The following is a 21,814-nucleotide window of genomic DNA, read 5'->3' on the forward strand; positions in this document are numbered from 1 at the left end:
TTACTGGATCTCAACTTGATCTTCATCTGCTCGTGCGTTGGCAACTTCACCAATTACCCATGCATTTTCGCCTTCTTCTTGAAGCAGAGCAACTGCAGTATCAGCTTGTTCTTTAGGTAGGGCAACGATCAGGCCAACGCCACAGTTGAATGTACGATACATTTCATGCGTGGTCACATTGCCTTTCTCTTGTAGCCATTTGAAGATGATTGGCCATTCCCAGCTGTTACCATTGATGACGGCTTTGGTTCCCTCAGGTAGAACACGTGGAATATTTTCCCAGAATCCGCCACCAGTGATATGAGAAATCGCATGGATATCATGCTGTTCAATCATTTTTAGAGCAGATTTGATGTAAATTTTAGTTGGTTCTAGCAAGTGCTCACCAATGGTTCGCCCTGCAAGCTCTTCATTTTTATTTGCTCCAGAGACTTCGAGAATCTTACGGATCAGTGAATAACCGTTAGAGTGCGGGCCACTTGAACCTACGGCAATCAGAGCGTCGCCCGCCGATACTTTGGTTCCGTCGATGATGCTTTCTTTTTCTACAACACCTACACAGAATCCTGCGACATCATAATCTTCGCCCTCATACATACCTGGCATTTCAGCCGTCTCTCCACCGATAAGTGCACAGCCAGCTTGAACACAACCATCCGCGATACCCGAAACCACATCCGCAGCGGTGTCTACGTCTAATTTACCCGTAGCGTAGTAGTCGAGGAAGAATAAAGGCTCTGCACCTTGCACGATAAGATCATTGACGCACATGGCTACTAGATCAACACCGATCGTGTCGTGTTTGTTCATATCCAGCGCTAGGCGCAGTTTGGTACCGACCCCATCTGTACCTGATACCAAAACGGGTTGTTTGTATTTAGTCGGTAATTCACACAGGGCACCAAAGCCACCGATCCCACCCATGACTTCTGGACGACGCGTGCGTTTGACAGCACCTTTAATACGGTCGACAAGTGCATTGCCTGCATCAATGTCAACACCAGCATCTTTATAGCTAAGAGAAGAGTTATTACCACTCACTGGGAAGTCCTCGATTTGTAATGTTGGATATGAAATCGGCGCTATTCTAACAGTGCTTAAATGTATATAGCAAACGTTTGCGTTGGTTTTTTTCTTTTGCTGTGTCTCATGATATTAATTAGGAAATCATGTATAATCTGAAGGTTTATTTAAATATTGCCAACTAAGCCGGAGATGGAAATGAAAGTTGTTGAAGTGAAACACCCTCTAGTAAAACACAAAATTGGTCTAATGCGAGAAGGTGATATCAGCACAAAACGTTTTCGTGAGTTAGCGACAGAAGTCGGTAGCCTACTTACTTACGAAGCAACTGCGGACTTTGAAACGGAAAAAGTAACCATTGAAGGTTGGAATGGTCCTGTAGAAGTAGATCAAATTAAGGGTAAAAAAGTTACTGTAGTACCAATTTTGCGTGCAGGTCTAGGTATGATGGATGGCGTGCTTGAGCATATGCCAAGCGCACGTATCAGTGTTGTAGGTATCTACCGTGACGAAGAGACTCTTGAGCCAGTGCCATACTTTAATAAGCTTGCATCAAATATCGATGAGCGCATTGCTCTTGTCGTCGATCCAATGCTAGCGACGGGAGGCTCAATGATTGCTACCATTGATTTGTTAAAAGAGAAAGGGTGCCAAGCAATCAAAGTACTGGTTCTTGTTGCTGCGCCAGAAGGCCTTGAAGCACTTAAAAAAAACCATCCGGATGTTGAGGTTTACACGGCAGCGATTGACGACAGACTTAACGACAAAGGTTACATCGTTCCTGGTCTTGGTGATGCGGGTGATAAGATCTTCGGTACTCTATAACTTTTTATTACTCTAATAACTAAGCAAGTTGACCAAATCGTTGACACTTTCGGGTTAATTCAGGTTTGGTCAAATCCACTTTAATTACAGAGAATAAATAGGCTTGGTGGGAAATGACCAAGCCTTTTTTGTTGTTTTTGTGAAAAGGTGGCTCTGTGGGGATCTTACTTTTACGAGGGGAGTACTTGACTCAAAAAGTACTTCACGCAAGGAGACACTTCGTATCTGAGCCTTTCAGAATTACTCTTCCATTTGAGCATTATCGACGACGTGGTTTTCGCCTAAGTCATGTGGTAACACGATATTAAGCAGAATCGCGACAATGCCACATAAGCTAACACCTTGTAGGCTGAATTCACCAATACCAAATGCCATCCCACCGATACCGAAGACAAGAGTAACGGCGACAATCACGAGGTTGCGTGATTTATGTAGGTCAACGTTATTTTTAATCAGAGTATTGAGACCAACAGTGGCAATTGAGCCAAACAATAAGATCATAATTCCGCCCATTACAGGAACAGGGATGGTCTGCAGTATCGCACCAAGTTTACCAACAAGAGCCAGAACAATCGCAGTGATAGCTGCCCATGTCATGATGACAGGGTTAAATGCTTTGGTCAGCATAACTGCTCCAGTCACTTCGCTATAGGTTGTATTGGGTGGCGCGCCCAGCATCGATGCTGCCATTGTCGCCAGTCCGTCGCCTGCAATGGTACGGTGTAGGCCTGGCTTCTTGAGATAGTCCTTACCTGTTACATGAGATATTGCTAGCATATCACCGACGTGTTCAACTGCAGGTGCGATCGCAACAGGAATCATAAATAGGATGGCATTAATATTAAATTCTGGCGTAGTGAAGTTCGGTAAAGCAAACCAAGCGGCTTCAGTGACAGGGGTAAAGTCAACCACTCCATAAAATAGGGAAGTCACATAACCCGCAAGAATGCCGCCAACAATAGGCACTAATTTAAGGAAGCCTTTCGCGAAGACACTCAGTGTTACAGTCGTGATCAGCGATACAGCAGAAATAACCATCGCTGCGTCACCATTGATCAATTGCGCCGTACCATCGCCTGTTTTACCAATCGCCATATTAACAGCAGTAGGAGCGAGGCCAAGTCCGATTACCATAATCACTGGACCGACAACAACAGGTGGCAAAAGCTTATGGATAAAACCGACGCCACGCACTTTGATGATGCAACCCAAGATGATGTAGACAAAGCCAGCTGCCATCAGTCCACCCATGGTGGCACCAATACCCCAAGTTTGAATTCCGAACATAATCGGGGCAATAAACGCAAAAGAAGAAGCAAGAAAAATGGGAACGGAGCGTTTAGTGAGGAGTTGGAAGAGGAGTGTGCCAAGACCGGCACCAAAAAGGGCAACGTTTGGGTCAAGACCGGTCAAAAGGGGAACCAGTACAAGCGCACCAAAAGCAACAAAGAGCATTTGAGCGCCTTGTAATGCATTTTTCATAATAAATTACCAAGTTGAAGATAAGCAGGAAAATCCGGCGAATATTATCGATGTTAATCAGCGATTGCAATCGATACTCTGACAGCATTCGGCTCATACAAAAGCTTAATTTCTGTGTTACGATTAAGTTGATTTTAGTATCAATAATTTAGAGTGTTTAAAAACCTATTCATTTTTTGAGTATTTGACTTGGGGGTTGCTGCTCTTTTTTGGGTTGAATTTTGTTTTAGTTGATATCCAAGTGAACTTGGTCGGAATCAAGCATTTTGATGGCACTTAGGTGTTATGCAGATCCTCTTGCTGGACCACCGAACTTAAACGCATTCATACTAACTCCTAATTCTGTTTGTGGATTGTGGTATCTGACCTCTCCTTGCTTGTACTCAAGCAGATAGGTGCTTATCATGAAGTATCTTGTTTTAAGGGTCATAAAAACTATGCGCTACTTAGCTTTATTACTAATTAGTTGTCTATCTTTGCCTGTGTTCGCTTTAACTCAGGTTGATATTTATCAAGCAGAGATCGTCATTGATGGAGATCAGAAGGAGGGTGAAGATCTTGCTCGTCAGAAAGCGATGCAAGAAATCATTGTGCGTTCTACGGGCAATGAATCCTCATTGACTAACCCAGCGATTGTGAAAGCTTTGGAGTCCAGCTCTGGTTATGTCTCTCAGCTTAGCTATGATGAAATCAACGGCGAAAGAAGCATGAAAATGCGTTTTAATGGTGATCAAATTCGTTCACTGCTTACGCAAGCTAAATTACCACTGTGGTCAACAAACCGAGCCAATATTTTAGTTTGGATGGTAGAAGAAAATAACTACGACCGAGCCATCGTTTGGGAACATTCAGAATCAAAAAACGCATCGGCACTGCAGAAAGCGGCAGTGATGAGAGGGTTACCTGTTACCTTGCCTATTGGTGATTTTGATGATGTGACGGGTATTAATGCTTCAGATATATGGGGGGGCTTTGTATCGTCGATTGGTCAAGCGAGTCAACGCTATCCAGTTGATGCGGTTTTAGTGGTGCGAGCCCAAAGTGACTCTTTTCGTTGGACTTTATATGATCAATTGCCAGGTCGTTTATCAGAATCCACTCAGTGGTCTAGAAGTGGTTCTGCTTCTGGTGAAAATGCAATAACAGCTATCGTTGATAAGTTGGTCGATTACTATGCTAAGAAAACAGCGGTCGTTGTGACGAATGATGCAAAATCGATTGACGTGAAGGTGGTGAATATCTCCTCTGCAATGGACTTTTTCCGCCTAGAAAATGCCATGAAACAGCTGAGTTCTGTTTCCGATACAGAAATTAAACATGTACAAGATGATGGCATTATCTTAACGGTCGATCTGTTGGCTTCAAAACAAGCTTTTGAACAAGAAGTTTCAGCCATCGCGCAGTTGTCGATGATGGAGGTGAAGCAACCTGATACTGAGCAACCGCAACAGAACGTAACTTCAGAGGCCGTCAATAACTTAGAAACCATTGACACCTCAGAGCTTTCCGTTGATGAGGGACTGACTGCTCCAGAATCTCAACCGTCAACTCAAATTCCTTATGATCTGCTTTACCAATGGCAAACACTTTCAACAGCGTCATAACGCGGTAGTGGTTAGTGTCGCTCTTTGAGAGGCCTCATCAAATTGAAGTGTAAAAAGGATTAAAAAAGTCGCATTATGCGACTTTTTACATTTTCGAGAGGTAGTAGCGTCATTCTCAAGTTCACGGCTTTTGGCACTTATTAGTTACTTTTCTATTAAATATACCCAAGCACCTTGAGGTCATTTGGGTATACTTACCTCAGGAATTTTTCTTTTTCTTCTTTTTCCACTTGAGAAAGCCGTTTTAAGCGCAGCCCTAGTTCTTTACCTCGTTCTCGCGTGAATAGTATATTACCGACAAAACTGAGTGAAGTAAAAACTAACTCAACAACGGCTAACCATCGCTCTCCTCCATCGAGGTAAAGGATGGTCAAAGCATGCAGGAAGTAGAGCATAAGAATAAAATTGGCCCAAGCATGGGTGTAAGGCTTACCCGCTAATATGCCAGGAAGTGGCAGAATCAAAGGCAAGCACCAAGCAATCGCGAGAGAAATTGAGTTGATGTGAGGGTGAGGTGATAGCCAAAGTTGCCAAGCTGCGACCCAAGACAGTAGCATTAAGTTACTGATGAGCGCTAAGTAACGGTAGTTTTGTGTCTGCTTTCCAAGCGGTATAAAGTCCATTTTCTTTGACATTGGTCGTCATCTTCCTGAGTTGTATTCAGCCCTTTAATTTTTGGGCGGCAATGGCAAGTCTTTTCCCTAACTGCTGAGCAAGGCGAATCTCTTCACTTGAAAGGCTTGACTCGTGACCCACACTGCTTGCGCCATAAGGTGTCCCTCCGGAGCGTGTTGTATGAAGGTCTGGTTCAGAATAGGGGATGCCTAAAATCATCATTCCGTGGTGAAGAAGGGGGGTCATCATACTTTGTTGAGTGGTCTCTTGTCCTCCATGCATGGTGGAAGAGGACGTAAAAACACAAGCGGGTTTATCGATGAGGTCACCTTGAACCCAAAGAGTACTGGTTTGATCCCAAAAGTGCTTTAAAGGTGCAGCCATATTACCAAACCAGACAGGGCTGCCGAGCGCGAGGCCGTCGCATTTTTTGAGCTCATCGAATGTGACTATCGGCTCAGATGCTGGTGTTGTATCTGGAGGCAAACTTTCTACAGTCCGTAACATGGCTTCGCAATGAGGGATTGATTCAACCCCTCTTGCAATCTGTCTGGCCAGCTGTTTTGTACAACCATGGCGGCTAAAGTACAAAATAAGGATCTGGCAGTTCATCTATAGGATTTCCAGTACTTGCTCTGGTGGGCGACCTATCCGAGCTTTGCCATTGGCCACAACGACAGGACGTTCAAAGAGTTTTGGATGCGTTGCCATTGCCTCAAATAGTTGTGCGTCAGTCACAGATGAAGCGCCCAGTTCGAGTTCTTTATAAAGGGTCTCTTTTGTACGCATCATATCACGGACTTGGGTGAATCCCAGTTGTGAGAAAAGCGTTTGAAGTTGTTCAACATTAAGCGGCGTATCAAGATATTTGATCACATCAGGTTGGACACCATTTTGTTCAAGAAGCTCTAAAGTCTGGCGGCTTTTGGAACAACGAGGGTTATGATAAATAACGACTGACATGGTTTTCTCCATAGGGTTATTGTAACGCCATAAATTGATCTCTTTGGATCATTAACTGATCGATACGAGCATCATAGCGTGCTTGTTTTAAGCTTCCTAGCTCGGCGATTTTACTGGCCTCGCTGTAGTATTGAATCGCTTTATTCCATCCTGCTTGGAGAGCTAAAATCTCTGCTCTTGCAGCCAGTTCTTCATCACTGTGACCAAGGGCATGGTTAGCCTTGGATAAGAGCTGCCAGCCATTGGTATCGTCAGGATGGTCATGAGTATAGCGTTGAAGCACTCTCAATGCTTTGGCATCTTGTTTGTCTTCGAGTAAAGCGTTGGCATAGTTGATAAGCAGCACTTTATTTTGTGGATTACTTTTTAGTGCGGTTTCAAGCATGTTGATGGCTTTTTCAGGATGTTGCTGAGCGAGGTATAAATCAGACATCGCATCAAGATAGAAAAGGTTGTTTGGATCTTGTTTTAACAAGTCTATTAATAATGGCTCAGCTTTGGTTAACTTTTTATTGTCCAGATGGACCAATGCTCGGCCATAATTGAAAGAGGGAGCTGCTTTAGCTGGTGCTTTCTTTTGTGTTCGCTCAAACCAACTTAGTGCTGCTTGGCTCTCTAAACCTGCGTATCGAGCGATGATTCTTGCGCGGGCAAGGTGATAATCGATTGAAGGCTGAAGACGCAGTGGAGGGTAGTCACGTGCTCTCGCTCGACTATCGGTAATACGATCTTCTGGCAGTGGGTGAGTCAACAGCATAGGTGGTGGCTTGCTGGCATAGCGGTATTCATCAGCCAAACGACTAAAAAAGCGCGGCATGGCTTGAGCTTCAAAACCGGCTTTGGCCAGAGTAGCGATACCAAATCGGTCAGCCTCTTTTTCATTTGCTCGGGTATAATTGATTTGACTTTGCATGTTACCCGCGGTTGCTGCCGTGATTGCAGCGATGCCGGCTTCAGGTGCTGCGATAGCCAATAACAGGCCGCCAGCTAATGCCGCAATACTTGCAGGGGATCGGCGAGCCTGGTCTTCCATACTTCGAGCAAGGTGGCGTTGGGTGACATGCGCTATTTCATGGGCAATCACTGAAGCCAGCTCACTTTCTGTTTTTGCGTGAAGGAACAAACCAGAATGTAGTGCCACGTAACCACCAAAAAATGCAAAGGCATTGATGTTACGGTCTTGAATCATAAAAAAATGAAAAGGTGTTTTTACGTCGTCAGCTTTCAAGACCAAACGATGGCCTAAAGTATCAATATATTCATTGATGGTCGGATCATTAACAAGGGGTTTGCTGGACCTAAGCATACGCATATAGGCGTCACCATAAATCAGCTCCTGATCAATGGTCAATGTACTGGCCGCTGTTGTTCCAATATCGGGAAGATTAAGCGGATTGGCATGGGTTACTTGCGCACTCATTGCTAATGCAAGAGACAAAGTAACCAGAGTTCGGGAGCGTTTTAGCATATAAAAAAAAGGTTCTCCAAAGTCCTGAGCGATAGGTGTGTACTCAAATTACCTCGCCGCACAGAAGGGTGTCAGTGATCTTGCTATAAATCAAGCATTGCAGCCATCTTGGCACTGATATTTTTGCATCAGCGTTCACTTTTAAGGGAGTGGTAAACGTACACCATGTGCTTCTAATAAGACAGGAAACATATGGATTGGTTTCATGCTGAGCGATATGTATTGGCAAAAAAGGGGATTTGGCCGCTTTTTACTGACGTTAAATTGTCTGAGAAAAGCTAGCACCAACTTAAAAAGCCGTTACAATACAATCCAATCACAAGTGCTGAGCAAGACAATGAGATCTATGTTACTTGATTTGAGTCAACAGCGTTGCCCTATGGCCTTGTTAATGGCTAAGCGTCACATAGTGAACGTGTTCCACTCTAAAACCGAAGTTCATCAACAGCTGATGATAAAAATTGTGGACTCAAGTTCTAAGCGTGATATAGAAAAATATTTATTGGCTCAGGGCTACAAAGTTAGCTGTCACTCCGCATCTGGGTATTTCACACTGACAGTATTCAATAAGGAGCCATCATAATGCTTGATATGGTAAGTCGTTGGTATAAAAGACGCTTTTCAGATCCCCATGCTGTAAGTCTTGTTGCCATTCTCTTATTTGGTTTTATTACTATTTACTTTTTGGGTCATCTCATTGCTCCGCTTCTTGTTGCGATTGTGTTGGCCTATTTACTTGAATGGCCTGTCACCAAAATGTGTCGTCTTGGTGTGCCACGAACCTTCTCTGTTGTGACGGTGATATTAATTTTTACTGGTCTGATGCTGGTTGCTATTTTTGGATTAGTACCAACGATCTGGACTCAGGTTGGCAACTTGCTGAATGATATTCCGAGTATGTACGCGGGGCTGCAAAAGTTTATCTCCACTTTGCCAGAGCGTTATCCTGAACTGGCCAACTTGCAAATTGTTGAAACCCTTGTCACTAATGCAAAAAACAAAGCGATTGGTTTAGGTGAAAGTGTCGTGAAAGGATCGTTGGCATCATTAGTGAGCTTGGCGACTCTTGGTGTTTACCTGATCTTGGTCCCTCTTTTAGTCTTCTTTTTGCTCAAAGATAAAGAAGAAATGCTGAATATGGCCAGTGGTGTATTGCCGAAAAACCGCAAGTTAGCAAATAAAGTTTGGCATGAGATGAACGAACAAATCTCAAATTACATCCGTGGAAAAGTACTTGAGATCTTGATTGTTGGTAGTGTGAGTTACGTGACTTTTGCCATACTGGACCTTCGTTATTCTGCACTGTTGGCGGTCGCTGTGGGGCTATCTGTGTTAATTCCATATATTGGTGCTGCTGCTGTAACGGTTCCTGTTGCGATTGTCGGGTTGTTTCAGTGGGGGTTAACGCCACAATTTTACTGGTTGCTTGTTGCTTATGGCATTATTCAGGCATTGGATGGCAATGTTTTGGTGCCAGTCCTTTTCTCGGAAGCGGTCAACCTTCATCCTGTCGCCATTATAGTTGCAGTATTAGTGTTTGGTGGTTTATGGGGCTTTTGGGGCGTCTTCTTTGCCATTCCATTGGCGACCTTAGTTAAGGCGGTTTGGAATGCTCTGCCAAGTACAGAAGAGCAAGAGTCTATCGTAGAGCCATAAATGGCATGTTGCCATGTAGAGTGAGGCGAGACTCATCCTACATGGCCGCTCCTGTGATGACATACCCAATGGTTTGAGGTTAACTGGTATACCTCGTCTCAATGACCTTCGAGAGATTGTCCATCGTGATGATGTGAACAAACTTGCTCTGCTGCTTTTGTTGGTGATTTTTGATGTTTGGGAATTTTATAGCCTGTTGGAATTGCCAGGAGAATGGTTTTTAACATGTCTTTATCCATAAGCTGACAATATTTTTTCAAAGACGCTAGAATCTGATTTAAGCGTTCTGGCTTAATGTGCACTTCAGTCGCAGATTTAATTTTAGGATGAATGGTGTTACTGGCGTTTTCTCCAATTAACAACTCTTCAAACAGCTTCTCTCCCGATCTTAAACCCGAAAATACAATCTGAATGTCTTGCTTTGTTTGGGTGAGCTTAATGATATTTTTAGCCAGGTCGTGAATCTTTATTGGCTCTCCCATATCAAGGACAAAAACCTGCCCGCTGTTGCCTATGGCACTGGCTTGAATCACCAGTTCAGAAGCTTCTGAGACCAACATAAAATACCGCGTTATATCAGGATGAGTGACAGTGAGTGGCCCGCCATTTTGAATTTGATTTAAAAATAGAGGGATAACGGAACCTGAAGAGCCTAATACATTCCCAAAACGCACTATGGTGAAGCAGGTGGAGGACTGTTGTATCGACAAAGCTTGCAGGATTAACTCTGAAAGTCTTTTTGTCGCTCCCATGACATTGGTTGGTCTTACGGCTTTATCTGTGGAGATGAGCGTGAAATTGGCGACCTGATGTTCGATCGCAGCTTCAGCACAAGAAAGCGTACCAAATACATTATTTTTCACAGCTTCTACGATATTATTTTCTACCATAGGGACATGTTTGTGTGCCGCTGCATGATAGATGGTATGGACTTTATGCTTTTCTAAAACTGAGCCAAAGTGCGTTTTATTTTGTATGTTACCAATAATTGCAAATATGGGTGTTTGTTGCCCAGTTTGAGCTAAATATGCTTTAATTTCATGTTCAATTGAATATAAATTATATTCACTGAGTTCAAATAAAATAAGGCTCTTAGGGTTATAACTGAGTATTTTTCGACACAACTCGGAGCCTATAGTTCCACCTGCACCAGTGACTAAGACATTATGCTCGGCTATATTTTTAGACATTAAATAAGTGTCAGGTTCAGTAACATTCCTATTTAATAACTTTGCAAATTCCATTTTAAACTATCACCTTGATTATTCTTATATAATAAATTCAAATCAATGAACTATGGATATTTCAGAAGGCGAACTTAATCCACTTCTGCGACTATTTCTTCCCATGTTTTTTGAGTCATAGTATGAGTAATATCTAGCTGATGTTTATTGTGTATATAAAAACAATTGTTTACCGTTGATTCTTTTGAGGCCGTATCCGCCTTCTTATGTGGAATATGGTAAGCATGTGCATCTAAGTTTAACGACATTTTAATTCCGCTCAGATGCAGGCGCAGGCCGAGCTCAACATCTTCCCCTCCCCAATGAGTAAACTTCTCATCAAAACCGCCTACTTGAAGGAAATGTTCCTTTTTGCCAAACAAGTGTCCACCCCAAAAGAACAACCATGGGTATTGTTCAAAACCTCTAAAGTGACCTATGTGTGTGAGTAATTTGAATCGGCAATCGCGGTTGTTTTCATCATTTAATAGATTCATGAAAAGGGTGTCAAATTGGTTCATGGCGATGTGCGATTCAAAATCGTTATTCATAATGCTGTGCTCATCAAAACCATGGCAAAACCCAATATTGATGGTTGCATCATCGTAATTCGATAAATGTGTTTCTATCAGATCACTTTTTATTAATACACCACTATCAATAAAAAGAATAAATTCTCCTTGTGCAGCTTCTAACCCCATATTGCGAGCTTTCGCTGCTCTAAAACCTTGATCTTCTTGGTATAGGTAGCGAATGTTTATCATATTTTGGAATTTTAAACACATTGCTTTAGTGCCATCAGAGGAGCCGTCATCACAGATAATGACTTCAATATTTGAAGTATCAACACTTTGATTGATGATGGAATGTATTGTTTTTTCTAAGTCATTTTTATTGTTGTACGTAGGTATGATAATACTGACGGTCATTTTAAACTCCTTCGTTAACTAAAGTGTTGCTCTGTTTCAATTTGAGTAGAAAAAATGCCATAAAAGAAATGCACAGAGACGAGAAAGAAATGAAATACATTCCATATAAAAGCGATGAATTTGATGAGATGAACCCAACGATAGGCGGACCCATAAAACCACCCACGGAGCTAAAAGTTGCAACAATAGAAAGCGAGCCTGTGCCCATTGACGCAGCCATGGCATAAATACTTGGCTGGACAAAAGAGATCGCCAAACCAACTACCGAAAAAGCAAGCCATGTTATCGCAATATTCATAATAAGCAGGCTGGTCACAAGAGAAAATGCAACAATGAGGCCTGCGGAAAAGATAAGAATAAAGTCAGAGTATTTGCTTCTAAAGTTATCTGCGAACAGTCTGCCGACAAACATTGATAAAGAAAATACTAATAGTCCAGATGAGGCGATCGATTCTTCAATATGCAAAATATCTTTTAAGTATATCGTTGACCAATCATGCATAGAGCCTTCGACGATCGTGGCAAATAAGATTAATCCACCGAGTGTTAGGGTTTTAATATTTAATAAACGACTTCCATCGTTATTCTCCTTATTACCTTCACTTGCTATTTCTGGTAGCTTTGCCACTGATAAAATCATAATAGTGAGTATGATCAGACCAGAGATTAAGCTATGAACATAGAGCGCTTCAGAAATATATTTCATCACAATCATGGTTAATAGTGCTGCACTGGCTAAGCCTAGACTAAAGGTGGCATGGAATCGGGCCATAAATTTGATTTTATGTTTTTTTTCCATGTCATTACCAAACAGATTAATTGAGGTATTGATCCCTGCACAGCAGATACCTTCTAAAAACATAAAAAATAATGCTAAAAAGTAGTTCTGGGTGTTCATAATAAAATAAATCAGTAAAGATGCGGCGATACTCTGAACGATAACGGCTTTTCTTACACCTAAGTATTTTATTGTCGCGATGGTAATAGGGAAGGCAATGACCCCACCCAAACTCGCAGCAAGTAAGAAAAAGCCTAAATATGCGTCTGATATCAGCATATTTTCCTTTATTGATATTAATCGAGACGCCCATGTGCCTACATTAAAACCTAGAAGCCAAAACAATCCCATTGTAGGAATTAATGGTAAATATTTTTTAAGATTAAACATAATAATTCCTTTAATTACAGGGAGCTGACTTCTAACTGATTTAAGAGCTCTTTAAATGCATGGGATATTCCTTCTATATGTTCAGGTTCCAAAGTCGGGTACAAGTGGAGGTTAATAGTTCTTTTTGATAGTGAATTTGCCATTGGGCATCTGGTTTCTGTATAGTTAACCGACTCTATATTGCGGTATTCACTCGAGTTAAACGGAAACTCGTGCTGACCAAAGCCCTGAAGATTTCTATATACATTCTCTTTGAATGTTTCTGGCCATAGCACTTTTGTGACAGGAATCCCTAGTCCAACTAAGCTTTTATATAGTTGATGCGTTTGCTGCTCAGTAATCGAAGTCACTAAGGTGATGGGGTATAACCAATAGGCGTTTTCCCTTTCAGAAGAGTTAAAAGGTAAACTTTCAATCAAGCTGGAATCTTTCAAAATCTCGTCATAAATAAAGGCATTTCTTTTACGATTAGCGAGATTCCAATCATCAAATCGATTGAGTTCATTGATGCCCACAATTGACTGTATTTCGGTCATTCGATAGTTATAACCAATTCTTTCATGGATATAGGGTTGCTTTTCTTCCATGTCTAGCAAGGCTAACTTTTGTTTGACATCAAAGCCATGATCGCGGAATGATCGACAACGCCAAGCCAGCCCCTCGTCATCAGTGACAATCATTCCACCTTCACCGCCTGTGGTGAAATGTTTACTTTGACAAAAACTAAATGCAGCAGCATCACCTAATGTACCGACTTTGTTACCTTTATATTTGCCACCGATACACTGAGCGGCATCTTCAATGACTTTTAATTGATACCTGTCAGCTATCTCATTAATCGGGTCCATGTCGCAAACTACGCCATACAAATGAACGACGACGATCGCTTTGGTTCTCTCCGTTACTAGAGCTTCGATGCGATCTGGGTTGATAGTATGATCACTGGTTACATCACAAAACCTAGGTATGGCGCCTGCCTGTAATACCGCGTAAGACGTGGCTATAAAGCTATAAGAGGGGACGATCACTTCATCTCCAGGACCAATATCCATACTGCCAATTATGGTATGTAAGGCCGATGTGCCATTGGTGGTACTGATTGCAAAGTTGGTACTGCACCACTTGGCAAAGTGCGTTTCAAACTCTCTTCCTTTCGTGCCAGTCCAGTAATTAACTTTACCGCTTTTGAGAGCGAGTGCTATTTCATCCGCACTCGTTTGATCAAATTGTGGCCATTGAGGGTAATTAGGTTTCATAAAAACGTCCTTGTTTTAAATAATATACCCAAGTATGTTGAGATTATTTGGGCATAGTAGCTATGTTTGCGTAGTAATTATTTCAGCCTAGTAACTATTTCGGCGTAGTAATTATTTCGGCATAGCAACTATCTTGGTATAGCAACTATCTCGGTATCGTCATTATCTCGGATTCTAAATGCGCTAGGCCCTGTCCAATTTCTAGTTGCTCTAAGTTTTTAATGATGTGCGCTCTGTATTCTTTATCTAAAATCAGCTGGCTAATCTTATGTTCGATGATGTCATTATTTATGAGTAACCCATTACCACAATATGGAAAGTCAACCTTTCGATAAAATGTATGTAGGCACTCTCGTGCATTCGCAGAGATAATGACGGAGGGCAGAAGCATGAAGGCTGCTTCAAATACAGTTCTGCAATTGGCTAAAACCGCTATGTCGGCATGCGGCATTAAGGTTGCTAAGTCTGTGTTGAGCTTAATATCTACCTTTAAGCGGTTTATTTTGGTAAATGCCTCGACTTCATTAAGGCTTCTATATCTGCTACCCAGTGCCAAGGTATAATGAAACGTCTTTAAGTAATCGGAATTGGCGATGACTCTTAAAACTTTCATGGTGATATTGTTGGGATCTTCGCCACCAAAATTAACCAATACATTTTTAACGAATTCGGAATCCCTTTGGACAAACGGCTTATTTCGGTGAAATGCATCCCTTATATCCATATACTTTTCACCGTAAAGAGCATTGTGTTGACCACAGTCGCTATAAACGCAGTTTATGACCTTGTCGGCTAAGAAACTCCCTTCTCCGATATCTTCAATGTTTATGACTTTCAGGGAGATTTTTTTAAGCTCACGAATATAAAAAGCTTCATTATCTAAACAGTCATTGATTACCATATCTGGCTTGATGCTTTTTATTAAACTCAATGCCTCATCTTTATTATGTTTAAAATTGAGAGTAGCATTTAAACCTACCATTTCTTTTATAATTGTCTGCCCTTTATGACATAAAAAAATAGCATGAATATCGGAATGCTTTTTCAGCTTTTCTATTATCGATATTGAGCGGTAGACATGCCCCATGCCTTTACCTTCACGGGCTTCGATGACAAACAGTAAAGTACTCATTCAATATCACCAGCTATCTATGCCAACTAATTTTTTACCCAGATCAGATAAAGGATAAGGTGAGTGTGGCTCTGGATCTAATTGACCGTTCCAACCTCTGAGCCACTCCGGTGGCCTTGACTGTTGATAGCACTCGATTCTTTGCTGTTTCGTTTGGTACAGTAATGCTGGGACATGTTCTTTGCTGTCCGCTTTATACATCGTGATAAATTGGACAAACCTTGGCTGGTTATGATGGGTGCAGACGTTGCCGTGTGGCAATCGGCTATCAAAGATAATTAAGCTCCCTTTTGGGGCTGAGATACGCTCAATTTCACTGTCTTCAAAATGACAAACGTCTTCTAAAAATAAGCCATTGACCTCACTTCTATCAAAAAAAGAGTTGTCATCAATCTGCTTGTTTACGATTTTTTTATAGATCTTAGGTATGCAGCCGAACGCGCCTTGCTCTTTTTCTGTATCTACGAGATAAATGAGCCCCTGATAGCACGGAGCTTTTAATGTTCTGACATCATAATCCCAATGCATTTTATTTTTGTCATTACCATATTGTGGTAGATCATAACGACAAGGTACTTTAACTGCGGCACGATCCATGGTGACCCAGAGCTTGCTTTCTTCAAGCAAAGTGGCAAAGGCATGGTATATAGCTGGATGTTGGCGTACGGCCCAAAAAGCGGGGTGGTGGTGCATAGGAACAGAACCACTGCTGTTGAGTGGTGTTTTCTTATACCAAGTGGCCCTATCATGAAAATCCATTTGCATGAATTCACAGATAGCGTCTATAGAATCATCACATAAGTTTTCAGGTAATAACGATTCAATAACCGTGTAACCATTTTCTTTTAGTCCTTTTTTCTTTTCTAGCCAGTAGTTTTCCATATAGATAAATCTCACTTTTTTTATATGCAGGGCATTCTAGTGAGATTGTTATTGAAAAAATATTTCCAAATATGAAATACAGACGCACTTAAAGAAAAGCATTCTTTATTTCATGAATATTCCAATTTAATTCGATGTCATTCCTAAAAATATTTTTTAGTTCACGGATTTTATTTAGAGAAATAAATTAATAAAAGACGATGAATTCGGGGATATATATTTTGAACGGTATAGTGCCTAAATATTTAATGTTAGTTGGTCACTAAAGTGATTAGGTATATACCCAAGTAACGTGGGGTGACTTGGGTACATTGGGAGCTAAGTTATTATGAAGAGTGCTGTGTAAACGAGTTACTTACTATTCAAATAGTCTAAAACCACTTGGTGGTGGTCTTTAGTTTTGAATTTATTGAAAACGTGTTCAATGACGCCTTCTTCATTGATAAGAAAGCTGATTCGATGTAGGCCGTCGTATACTTTGCCCATGAACTTTTTCTCGCCCCAAACACCAAATTGTTCTGCGACAGCATGGTCTTCGTCAGAAAGTAACGTAAAGTTTAGTTGGTCACGTTCAATAAATTTACCAAGACGCTTAACGGGATCAATACTCACTCCTAGAACCACAACATTATGTGCATCTAAGTCAGGCTTTATATCACGAAGACCTTGTGCTTGAGTTGTACAACCTGGGGTCATGGCTTTTGGGTAAAAGTAAAACAGAATTTTTTTACCTTTTAAATCTCCCAGTGAGACGGTATTGCCATCTTGGTCTAATAAAGAGAAGGCGGGCGCTGGCGTGCCTGCAGTCAGCGTATTCATAGTTGTTTCCTTTTCTTATAATGTATTTTTAATAAAATTTAAAGAACCTTGTACACTCAGAGTGTGGCAAAGTTGGTTGAATTCTTCCTGCAACTGCATCAGATTACATTCAGCATTTACGGATGCTGTAATAGCGATGTGAAATTGATCTGCATCTAGTTGGAATTTTGCTTTATTGATCGTCTGAGCACTAAGGGAGTCGATCCCAATGTGTTTATCTGCAAAAAACTGAGTGAATTTCTCTGTTAAGCCGACTTTGTCTTCCGATTCTATAAAAACCTCGAGTGCATAGCTGTTATCGAGAACTTCGTGTGATGAGGTTCTTTTCATCATTGTGATCAGGTTATGCTCTTGACCTAGAAGGGGTAAGTGGGTTTCTACACGAGCGATATGCATCGCATTACCCGTTAGTAACATAATGAGAGTGAACTCATTACCAAACAAAGCGATTCGGCTATCGACAATGTTACAGCCAGCTTGTGTGACGAGTTTTATCACATGATTACAAATGCCTGGACGATCCGTTCCAATCGCTGTAAGTACCAAATGTTGCTTCATAAATGAGCTTCTTGTCCTTTACTACAATAACAAAGATGTTAGCACAGATATGTCTAAGAAATGTGGCGGGGTTGGCTATTTTAAATTAAATTTAAATGTTTTGTTTATTAATTAGACAAATCAATATTCAAGCTATATTACTCTCAGCTGAATGTATTAGATCACTTTAGTAGAGGCAAAGAGAAATAATCACTCAAATAAGTATGGTAAACGGCGTTATACACTTGTGTTCTTCAAGTGCATTACAGTACCATGCAAATAGATTAAATTAAGGGAGAGAAACATGTTTTCAGGAAGTATCGTAGCACTGATTACACCATTTAAAGCTGATGGTGAGGTAGACTTTGATGGCTTGCAGAAACTAGTAGAACACCATGTAGAGGCTGGCACTGATGGTATTGTCGCTGTAGGAACAACAGGTGAGTCTGCAACTCTAACGATTGAAGAGCATGTAAAAGTTGTTCATAAAGTGGTGGAATTTGCCGATGGTCGCCTGCCAGTAATTGCGGGTACCGGTGCGAATGCAACTCATGAAGCGGTAACATTCAGCAAGCTATTAGCAGATTCGGGTATTTCTGGCTTTCTTAGTGTTACACCATACTATAACAAACCGACTCAAGAAGGGTTGTTTCAACATTACAAAGCAATCTCTGAAGCGAGTGATATTCCCCTAATTTTATATAATGTGCCTGGACGTACAGCGGTAGATTTACTTCCAGAAACAGTTGCTCGTTTGTCTAAACTAGATAATATCGTGGCCCTTAAAGACGCAACTGGAGATTTGAATAGAATTGCTCTACACCGTGAACTTTGTGGCGAAGATTTTATCTTACTAAGTGGTGATGATGCGACGGGCCTAGAATTTGTTAAACTTGGCGGTCATGGCGTTATCTCTGTAACTAACAATATCGCGGCTAAAGACATGGCTGATATATTCCATTTAGCAAGCGAAGGTAAGTTTGAGCAAGCAGAAGCAATCAACCAACGTTTGATGACGTTGCATAAAATGCTCTTTATTGAATCAAGTCCCATCCCAGTAAAATGGGCGGCAAATAAACTTGGTTTGATAGAAGATGGTAGTTTGCGTCTTCCTTTGGTCGAGCTTTCTTATAAATCGCAGCCCGCGGTGGAACAAGCGTTAACAGACGCGGATATTTACTAAGATTGAGTTCATACTGAGAACATATTCGTCTTCAGTATTTTTAGGAGTTTAAATGAAGCTTTCAAGCCAGTTAGTGTTAAGTTCACTAGCTGTATTCGTATTGACTGCCTGTTCAGGTGGTGCAACTCAGCGTCGTCAAGCTAAAGATGACTTTGAATATTTGAACACACCCGCTCTAAAAGAGTGGAAGCTTGCGATAGATTCCCAACCACATTTCTACCCTAATTACCGTATTCCAGAAGGGAAGTTTAAGGGAGGCGCGGGTCAAGATGTTGATATTCGTCCACCTCAGCAAATTTTAGAATTGATACCAGGTGCAAGGCTCGAACATAGTAAGAATAGTGAAGTAACACTTTGGTTACTTAGTCGGGATGACCTCGATAAAGTTTGGCTTACGATTCAAGAGATGCTGAAGGAAAAAAATACATCTTTGGTCAATCAAGCGGATAATCGTCTCGAAACAGATTGGATATCTTGGGAGTCACCAGACGAAGATACTGAAATTGACAGCCGGTATGAAATAACTCTAATTGATCAAGATGGTCGTCATGGCTTTAAAGTTAATTTGATTGGTTGGCGTGAAGGTAATCAGGTTAAACCTGTGACAGAGCTCAACCGTGAACGTTATAATGTGCTCATGACCAACCTGATTACGGTGCGTTATGATCAAACCGCTCGTGAACTTGCACAGCAAAAATCGCAAAACTTGGTAAAACATATTCCAGTGACAATGGGTAAAGATCGAAGCGGCTTACCAGTAATTATTGCTCGTTCTCCATACAATGTTGCATGGGATCGTATACCAAGCATTTTACCAAAGATGGGCTTTAAAGTAGAGGAACGTCATCAATCTCAGGGTATTGTTACGACTAAATACACCTCCCCAGATGATGCATTTTGGAATGATATCGGTGTTGAGCCTATTGACCTAAAATCAGGTAAATATACTTTCCAACTTGGTGACTTAGGCAACCGTACATCAATTAATGTTACAGATGCCTCTGGTAAACCTGTCGAAGAAGCATTATTGAAGTCATTAGTGCCTGTTTTAGCCGCAACGGTAAAACAGTAGCGCTTTGAGTTTTTAAAGCTGAAAAATACAAAAGGGATCGGATGATCCCTTTTGTATACTTGAGAGTCTTGAAATTATCTAGGATAGACTCAATTGTTTAACTCAATGTGACTGTTTGCTTACTGAATCGACTGACCAATAGCCAATCGATCAGTAAAGCTAGCACAATAGTGCCCCCTGCCAATGGAAAAACCAAACCGATAACCACTAATGTCGCTAAGCCAGCTTTCCATATACCATCTTGTTCAAAACGAGGTGGAGCACCAAGTCGTGTTTGAGTCGCAGGCCGACGTAACCACCACATTACCACTCCAGTAATCGAGATAAGAATGAAGATAAAACAAAATAGGAGGTTCGCTATTTTGTTCCAAATACTTAGATCACCTTGGTGCAGTGAAACTCCTGCCGCCATAGCTTTGGCAAAGGGTGAGTAATCTTGCCAAGTCACTTCAGTTAATAATGCTCCGGAGTATTGGTCAAAATGCACAGTGCGTTCTTCTCGTGGGTCGACTATATCTCCCGCCATTGTATTAGCAGATACGGTATAAACTCCCGTTTTTCCACGTGGAAAGGCGATACGATATTGTGTAAAGCCAAGGCTTTTGGCTTTGGTAATAACTTGATCAATGCTAAAGGTAGAATGACTAGACATCGTCTTGCCACCTCCACCATGATGGCTTGATTGCGGTACTGAGGCTTGTTCCAGACTCCACGGCATTTCTTTTTCGGAGCCATGATTTAAATCGGCATAAGTTAGCGTTGACTGCGGCTTTTCTCCCCAAGTGTAATAGGTGGGAAAAGTATTCCAAGCCTGTACCAATTTGCCTCCCCAAATGCTTGTCCAAGCAAGACCTGAAATCAAAAAGAAGAGTAATACCAAGGAGAATATCCCGCCTAAATTTGCGTGCAGATCTCGCCAAAGTACTCGTGTACCATGACCAATGCGCAGTTTGAGAAAACTCGCCTTGCGTGGATTATCCAGCGGTAGCCATAAGTAGATGCCACTAACCAGTAGAATAATGCCCAAGCTGGCTGAAATCTCAATCAAGTAGTCCCCCCATTTACCAAGCAATAAGGTACTGTGAATCTTGTTTGCCCATTCATACCAGCTTTCACTGCGATCTATCGAGCCTAAAACTTCACCAGAATAAGGATTAACCATGGCTATTCGAGTTGAACCATCGTTAAAAAGTAAGGAAAAGCGGTTGGGTAAATCTGCCTGAGTTGCAGGTATAAACTGGGTGACTTGCGTCTCCGGATAGGTGTTTTGTATCGCGGCAAGTTGCTCAGAAATTGATATAACATGTGCTTCTGGGATCACCGTTAATAGCTCATTGTAGCGAGCTTGCTCGATCTCGTCATCGAACAGCATAATGATACCTGTCAAAGCCAACATCAACATAAAAGGTACGACAAATAATCCAGCATAAAAATGCCAACGCCAAGTGAGAAAATAGAGGTTTTTACGACGTGAAGTTGCAATTGTTTGATTTTTAGTAAAGGTGTTCAAAGAAATCTTCCCTTTTAAAACGCCATTTATCCTTCAGTCCTAAGACCGCATCAGATAGAAAGAAGCGTGTGACTTTACGAAATAGTTTTATTGATACGAAATAAGTTATTCAGTTTTAAGTCAAAGGGGGGAGCTCGTGGGATAGGGTTTTTAAAACGAACGTTTAAAGATAGGTAAGTATAGCCCTCTACTGGGATTGGTGTTTGTTGAGTCGAAAGGCTATTTGTTGGAAGTTCAGAGTGATGAAAGTTGGAGAAATGAGCAAACGGACACGGTTTACTATACTGGGGTTGTAGGTTGCCATCTTCAATCTTGACCAGTTGAAAACCATTGATGGTACAGAGTGATGCCCAAACTCCTGCTGCGCTGCTATGTGCATTGATTACAGGCATAAACGAAACGAGCAGCCAACTAAATAGGCTGAGTTTCAGCATCAAGCTGTAAGAATTAAGTTTCGGGCTCATCGT

At 41.5% G+C, this 21,814-nt stretch carries 22 protein-coding genes; 6 read left to right on the plus strand and 16 right to left on the minus strand.

Features of this window, described 5'->3' with window-relative positions; genetic code table 11:
- The gene (gene purM / locus VSA01S_RS01075) at positions 1–1,041 is read right to left on the minus strand and encodes a phosphoribosylformylglycinamidine cyclo-ligase (protein WP_039979587.1); all 1,041 of its coding nucleotides are present in this window, start codon (positions 1,039–1,041) and stop codon (positions 1–3) included.
- A gap of 180 nt (positions 1,042–1,221) precedes the next feature.
- Here purM and upp point away from each other — a divergent pair, with 180 nt between their 5' ends.
- On the plus strand, positions 1,222–1,848 hold the full coding sequence (gene upp / locus VSA01S_RS01080; RefSeq protein ID WP_039979588.1) for a uracil phosphoribosyltransferase: 627 nt from the start codon (positions 1,222–1,224) through the stop codon (positions 1,846–1,848).
- Positions 1,849–2,088: 240 nt separating this feature from the next.
- Here the strand turns inward: upp and VSA01S_RS01085 are convergent, their stop codons facing one another.
- Positions 2,089–3,330: a uracil-xanthine permease family protein gene (locus tag VSA01S_RS01085; protein ID WP_039979589.1), complete on the minus strand. Its 1,242-nt coding sequence runs from the start codon at positions 3,328–3,330 to the stop codon at positions 2,089–2,091.
- Positions 3,331–3,767: 437 nt separating this feature from the next.
- On the opposite strand from VSA01S_RS01085, the gene VSA01S_RS01090 reads away from it, so the two are divergent.
- Positions 3,768–4,934, plus strand: a complete 1,167-nt coding sequence (locus VSA01S_RS01090) for a DUF2066 domain-containing protein (protein ID WP_103021908.1) — start codon at positions 3,768–3,770, stop codon at positions 4,932–4,934.
- A gap of 194 nt (positions 4,935–5,128) precedes the next feature.
- Here VSA01S_RS01090 and VSA01S_RS01095 read toward each other — a convergent pair whose 3' ends face one another.
- Genes VSA01S_RS01095 through bepA form a run of 4 tightly spaced genes read right to left on the minus strand, consistent with a single transcriptional unit; the run spans position 5,129 to position 7,980 of the window.
- Entirely contained in the window at positions 5,129–5,569 is a 441-nt protein-coding gene (locus tag VSA01S_RS01095; protein WP_102857603.1) for a DUF2069 domain-containing protein, read from the minus strand.
- Positions 5,570–5,594: 25 nt separating this feature from the next.
- Complete coding sequence (gene wrbA / locus VSA01S_RS19900; RefSeq protein ID WP_039979590.1) at positions 5,595–6,161, minus strand: NAD(P)H:quinone oxidoreductase; 567 nt, start codon at positions 6,159–6,161, stop codon at positions 5,595–5,597.
- Positions 6,162–6,512: an arsenate reductase (glutaredoxin) gene (gene arsC, locus VSA01S_RS19905; protein WP_039979591.1), complete on the minus strand. Its 351-nt coding sequence runs from the start codon at positions 6,510–6,512 to the stop codon at positions 6,162–6,164.
- Positions 6,513–6,528: 16 nt separating this feature from the next.
- Entirely contained in the window at positions 6,529–7,980 is a 1,452-nt protein-coding gene (gene bepA, locus VSA01S_RS01105) for a beta-barrel assembly-enhancing protease (protein ID WP_039979592.1), read from the minus strand.
- A 346-nt stretch (positions 7,981–8,326) separates the two neighbouring features.
- On the opposite strand from bepA, the gene VSA01S_RS01110 reads away from it, so the two are divergent.
- Both VSA01S_RS01110 and VSA01S_RS01115 read left to right on the plus strand, forming a co-directional pair.
- The gene (locus tag VSA01S_RS01110) at positions 8,327–8,563 is read left to right on the plus strand and encodes a sulfurtransferase TusA family protein (protein ID WP_039979623.1); all 237 of its coding nucleotides are present in this window, start codon (positions 8,327–8,329) and stop codon (positions 8,561–8,563) included.
- On the plus strand, positions 8,563–9,636 hold the full coding sequence (locus tag VSA01S_RS01115; protein ID WP_039979593.1) for an AI-2E family transporter: 1,074 nt from the start codon (positions 8,563–8,565) through the stop codon (positions 9,634–9,636). The genes VSA01S_RS01110 and VSA01S_RS01115 overlap by 1 nt, the downstream gene beginning before the upstream one ends.
- A gap of 98 nt (positions 9,637–9,734) precedes the next feature.
- Here VSA01S_RS01115 and VSA01S_RS01120 read toward each other — a convergent pair whose 3' ends face one another.
- The 8 genes from VSA01S_RS01120 to VSA01S_RS01155 form a co-directional block, all read right to left on the minus strand.
- On the minus strand, positions 9,735–10,880 hold the full coding sequence (locus VSA01S_RS01120) for a UDP-N-acetylglucosamine 4,6-dehydratase family protein (protein WP_050567267.1): 1,146 nt from the start codon (positions 10,878–10,880) through the stop codon (positions 9,735–9,737).
- A gap of 74 nt (positions 10,881–10,954) precedes the next feature.
- On the minus strand, positions 10,955–11,788 hold the full coding sequence (locus tag VSA01S_RS01125; protein WP_039979594.1) for a glycosyltransferase: 834 nt from the start codon (positions 11,786–11,788) through the stop codon (positions 10,955–10,957).
- Between the two features lies 1 nt (position 11,789).
- Entirely contained in the window at positions 11,790–12,956 is a 1,167-nt protein-coding gene (locus VSA01S_RS01130; protein WP_050567268.1) for an MFS transporter, read from the minus strand.
- A 14-nt stretch (positions 12,957–12,970) separates the two neighbouring features.
- The gene (locus VSA01S_RS01135; protein ID WP_039979595.1) at positions 12,971–14,212 is read right to left on the minus strand and encodes a DegT/DnrJ/EryC1/StrS family aminotransferase; all 1,242 of its coding nucleotides are present in this window, start codon (positions 14,210–14,212) and stop codon (positions 12,971–12,973) included.
- Positions 14,213–14,357: 145 nt separating this feature from the next.
- A complete protein-coding gene (locus VSA01S_RS01140; protein WP_039979596.1) occupies positions 14,358–15,344 on the minus strand; it encodes a hypothetical protein in 987 nt (328 codons plus the stop codon).
- A 6-nt stretch (positions 15,345–15,350) separates the two neighbouring features.
- Positions 15,351–16,226 (minus strand): phytanoyl-CoA dioxygenase family protein, encoded by an 876-nt coding sequence (locus tag VSA01S_RS01145; protein WP_039979597.1) that lies wholly within the window; start codon positions 16,224–16,226, stop codon positions 15,351–15,353.
- 351 nt (positions 16,227–16,577) lie between these two features.
- Entirely contained in the window at positions 16,578–17,045 is a 468-nt protein-coding gene (gene bcp, locus VSA01S_RS01150) for a thioredoxin-dependent thiol peroxidase (protein WP_039979598.1), read from the minus strand.
- A gap of 15 nt (positions 17,046–17,060) precedes the next feature.
- Positions 17,061–17,603: a glycine cleavage system transcriptional repressor gene (locus tag VSA01S_RS01155; RefSeq protein WP_039979599.1), complete on the minus strand. Its 543-nt coding sequence runs from the start codon at positions 17,601–17,603 to the stop codon at positions 17,061–17,063.
- 283 nt (positions 17,604–17,886) lie between these two features.
- Here VSA01S_RS01155 and dapA point away from each other — a divergent pair, with 283 nt between their 5' ends.
- Together dapA and bamC are read left to right on the plus strand one after the other, a co-directional pair.
- Positions 17,887–18,765, plus strand: a complete 879-nt coding sequence (gene dapA, locus VSA01S_RS01160) for a 4-hydroxy-tetrahydrodipicolinate synthase (RefSeq protein WP_039979600.1) — start codon at positions 17,887–17,889, stop codon at positions 18,763–18,765.
- 52 nt (positions 18,766–18,817) lie between these two features.
- A complete protein-coding gene (bamC, locus tag VSA01S_RS01165; RefSeq protein WP_039979601.1) occupies positions 18,818–19,837 on the plus strand; it encodes an outer membrane protein assembly factor BamC in 1,020 nt (339 codons plus the stop codon).
- 97 nt (positions 19,838–19,934) lie between these two features.
- On the opposite strand, the gene VSA01S_RS01170 is transcribed toward bamC, so the two are convergent.
- On the minus strand, positions 19,935–21,347 hold the full coding sequence (locus tag VSA01S_RS01170; protein WP_039979602.1) for a PepSY-associated TM helix domain-containing protein: 1,413 nt from the start codon (positions 21,345–21,347) through the stop codon (positions 19,935–19,937).
- A gap of 74 nt (positions 21,348–21,421) precedes the next feature.
- Entirely contained in the window at positions 21,422–21,811 is a 390-nt protein-coding gene (locus VSA01S_RS01175; protein ID WP_050567269.1) for a hypothetical protein, read from the minus strand.
- Between the last annotated feature and the right edge of the window lie 3 nt (positions 21,812–21,814).

The sequence above is a fragment of the Vibrio sagamiensis NBRC 104589 genome (assembly GCF_007990935.1).
Taxonomy (GTDB): Bacteria; Pseudomonadota; Gammaproteobacteria; order Enterobacterales; family Vibrionaceae; genus Vibrio; species Vibrio sagamiensis.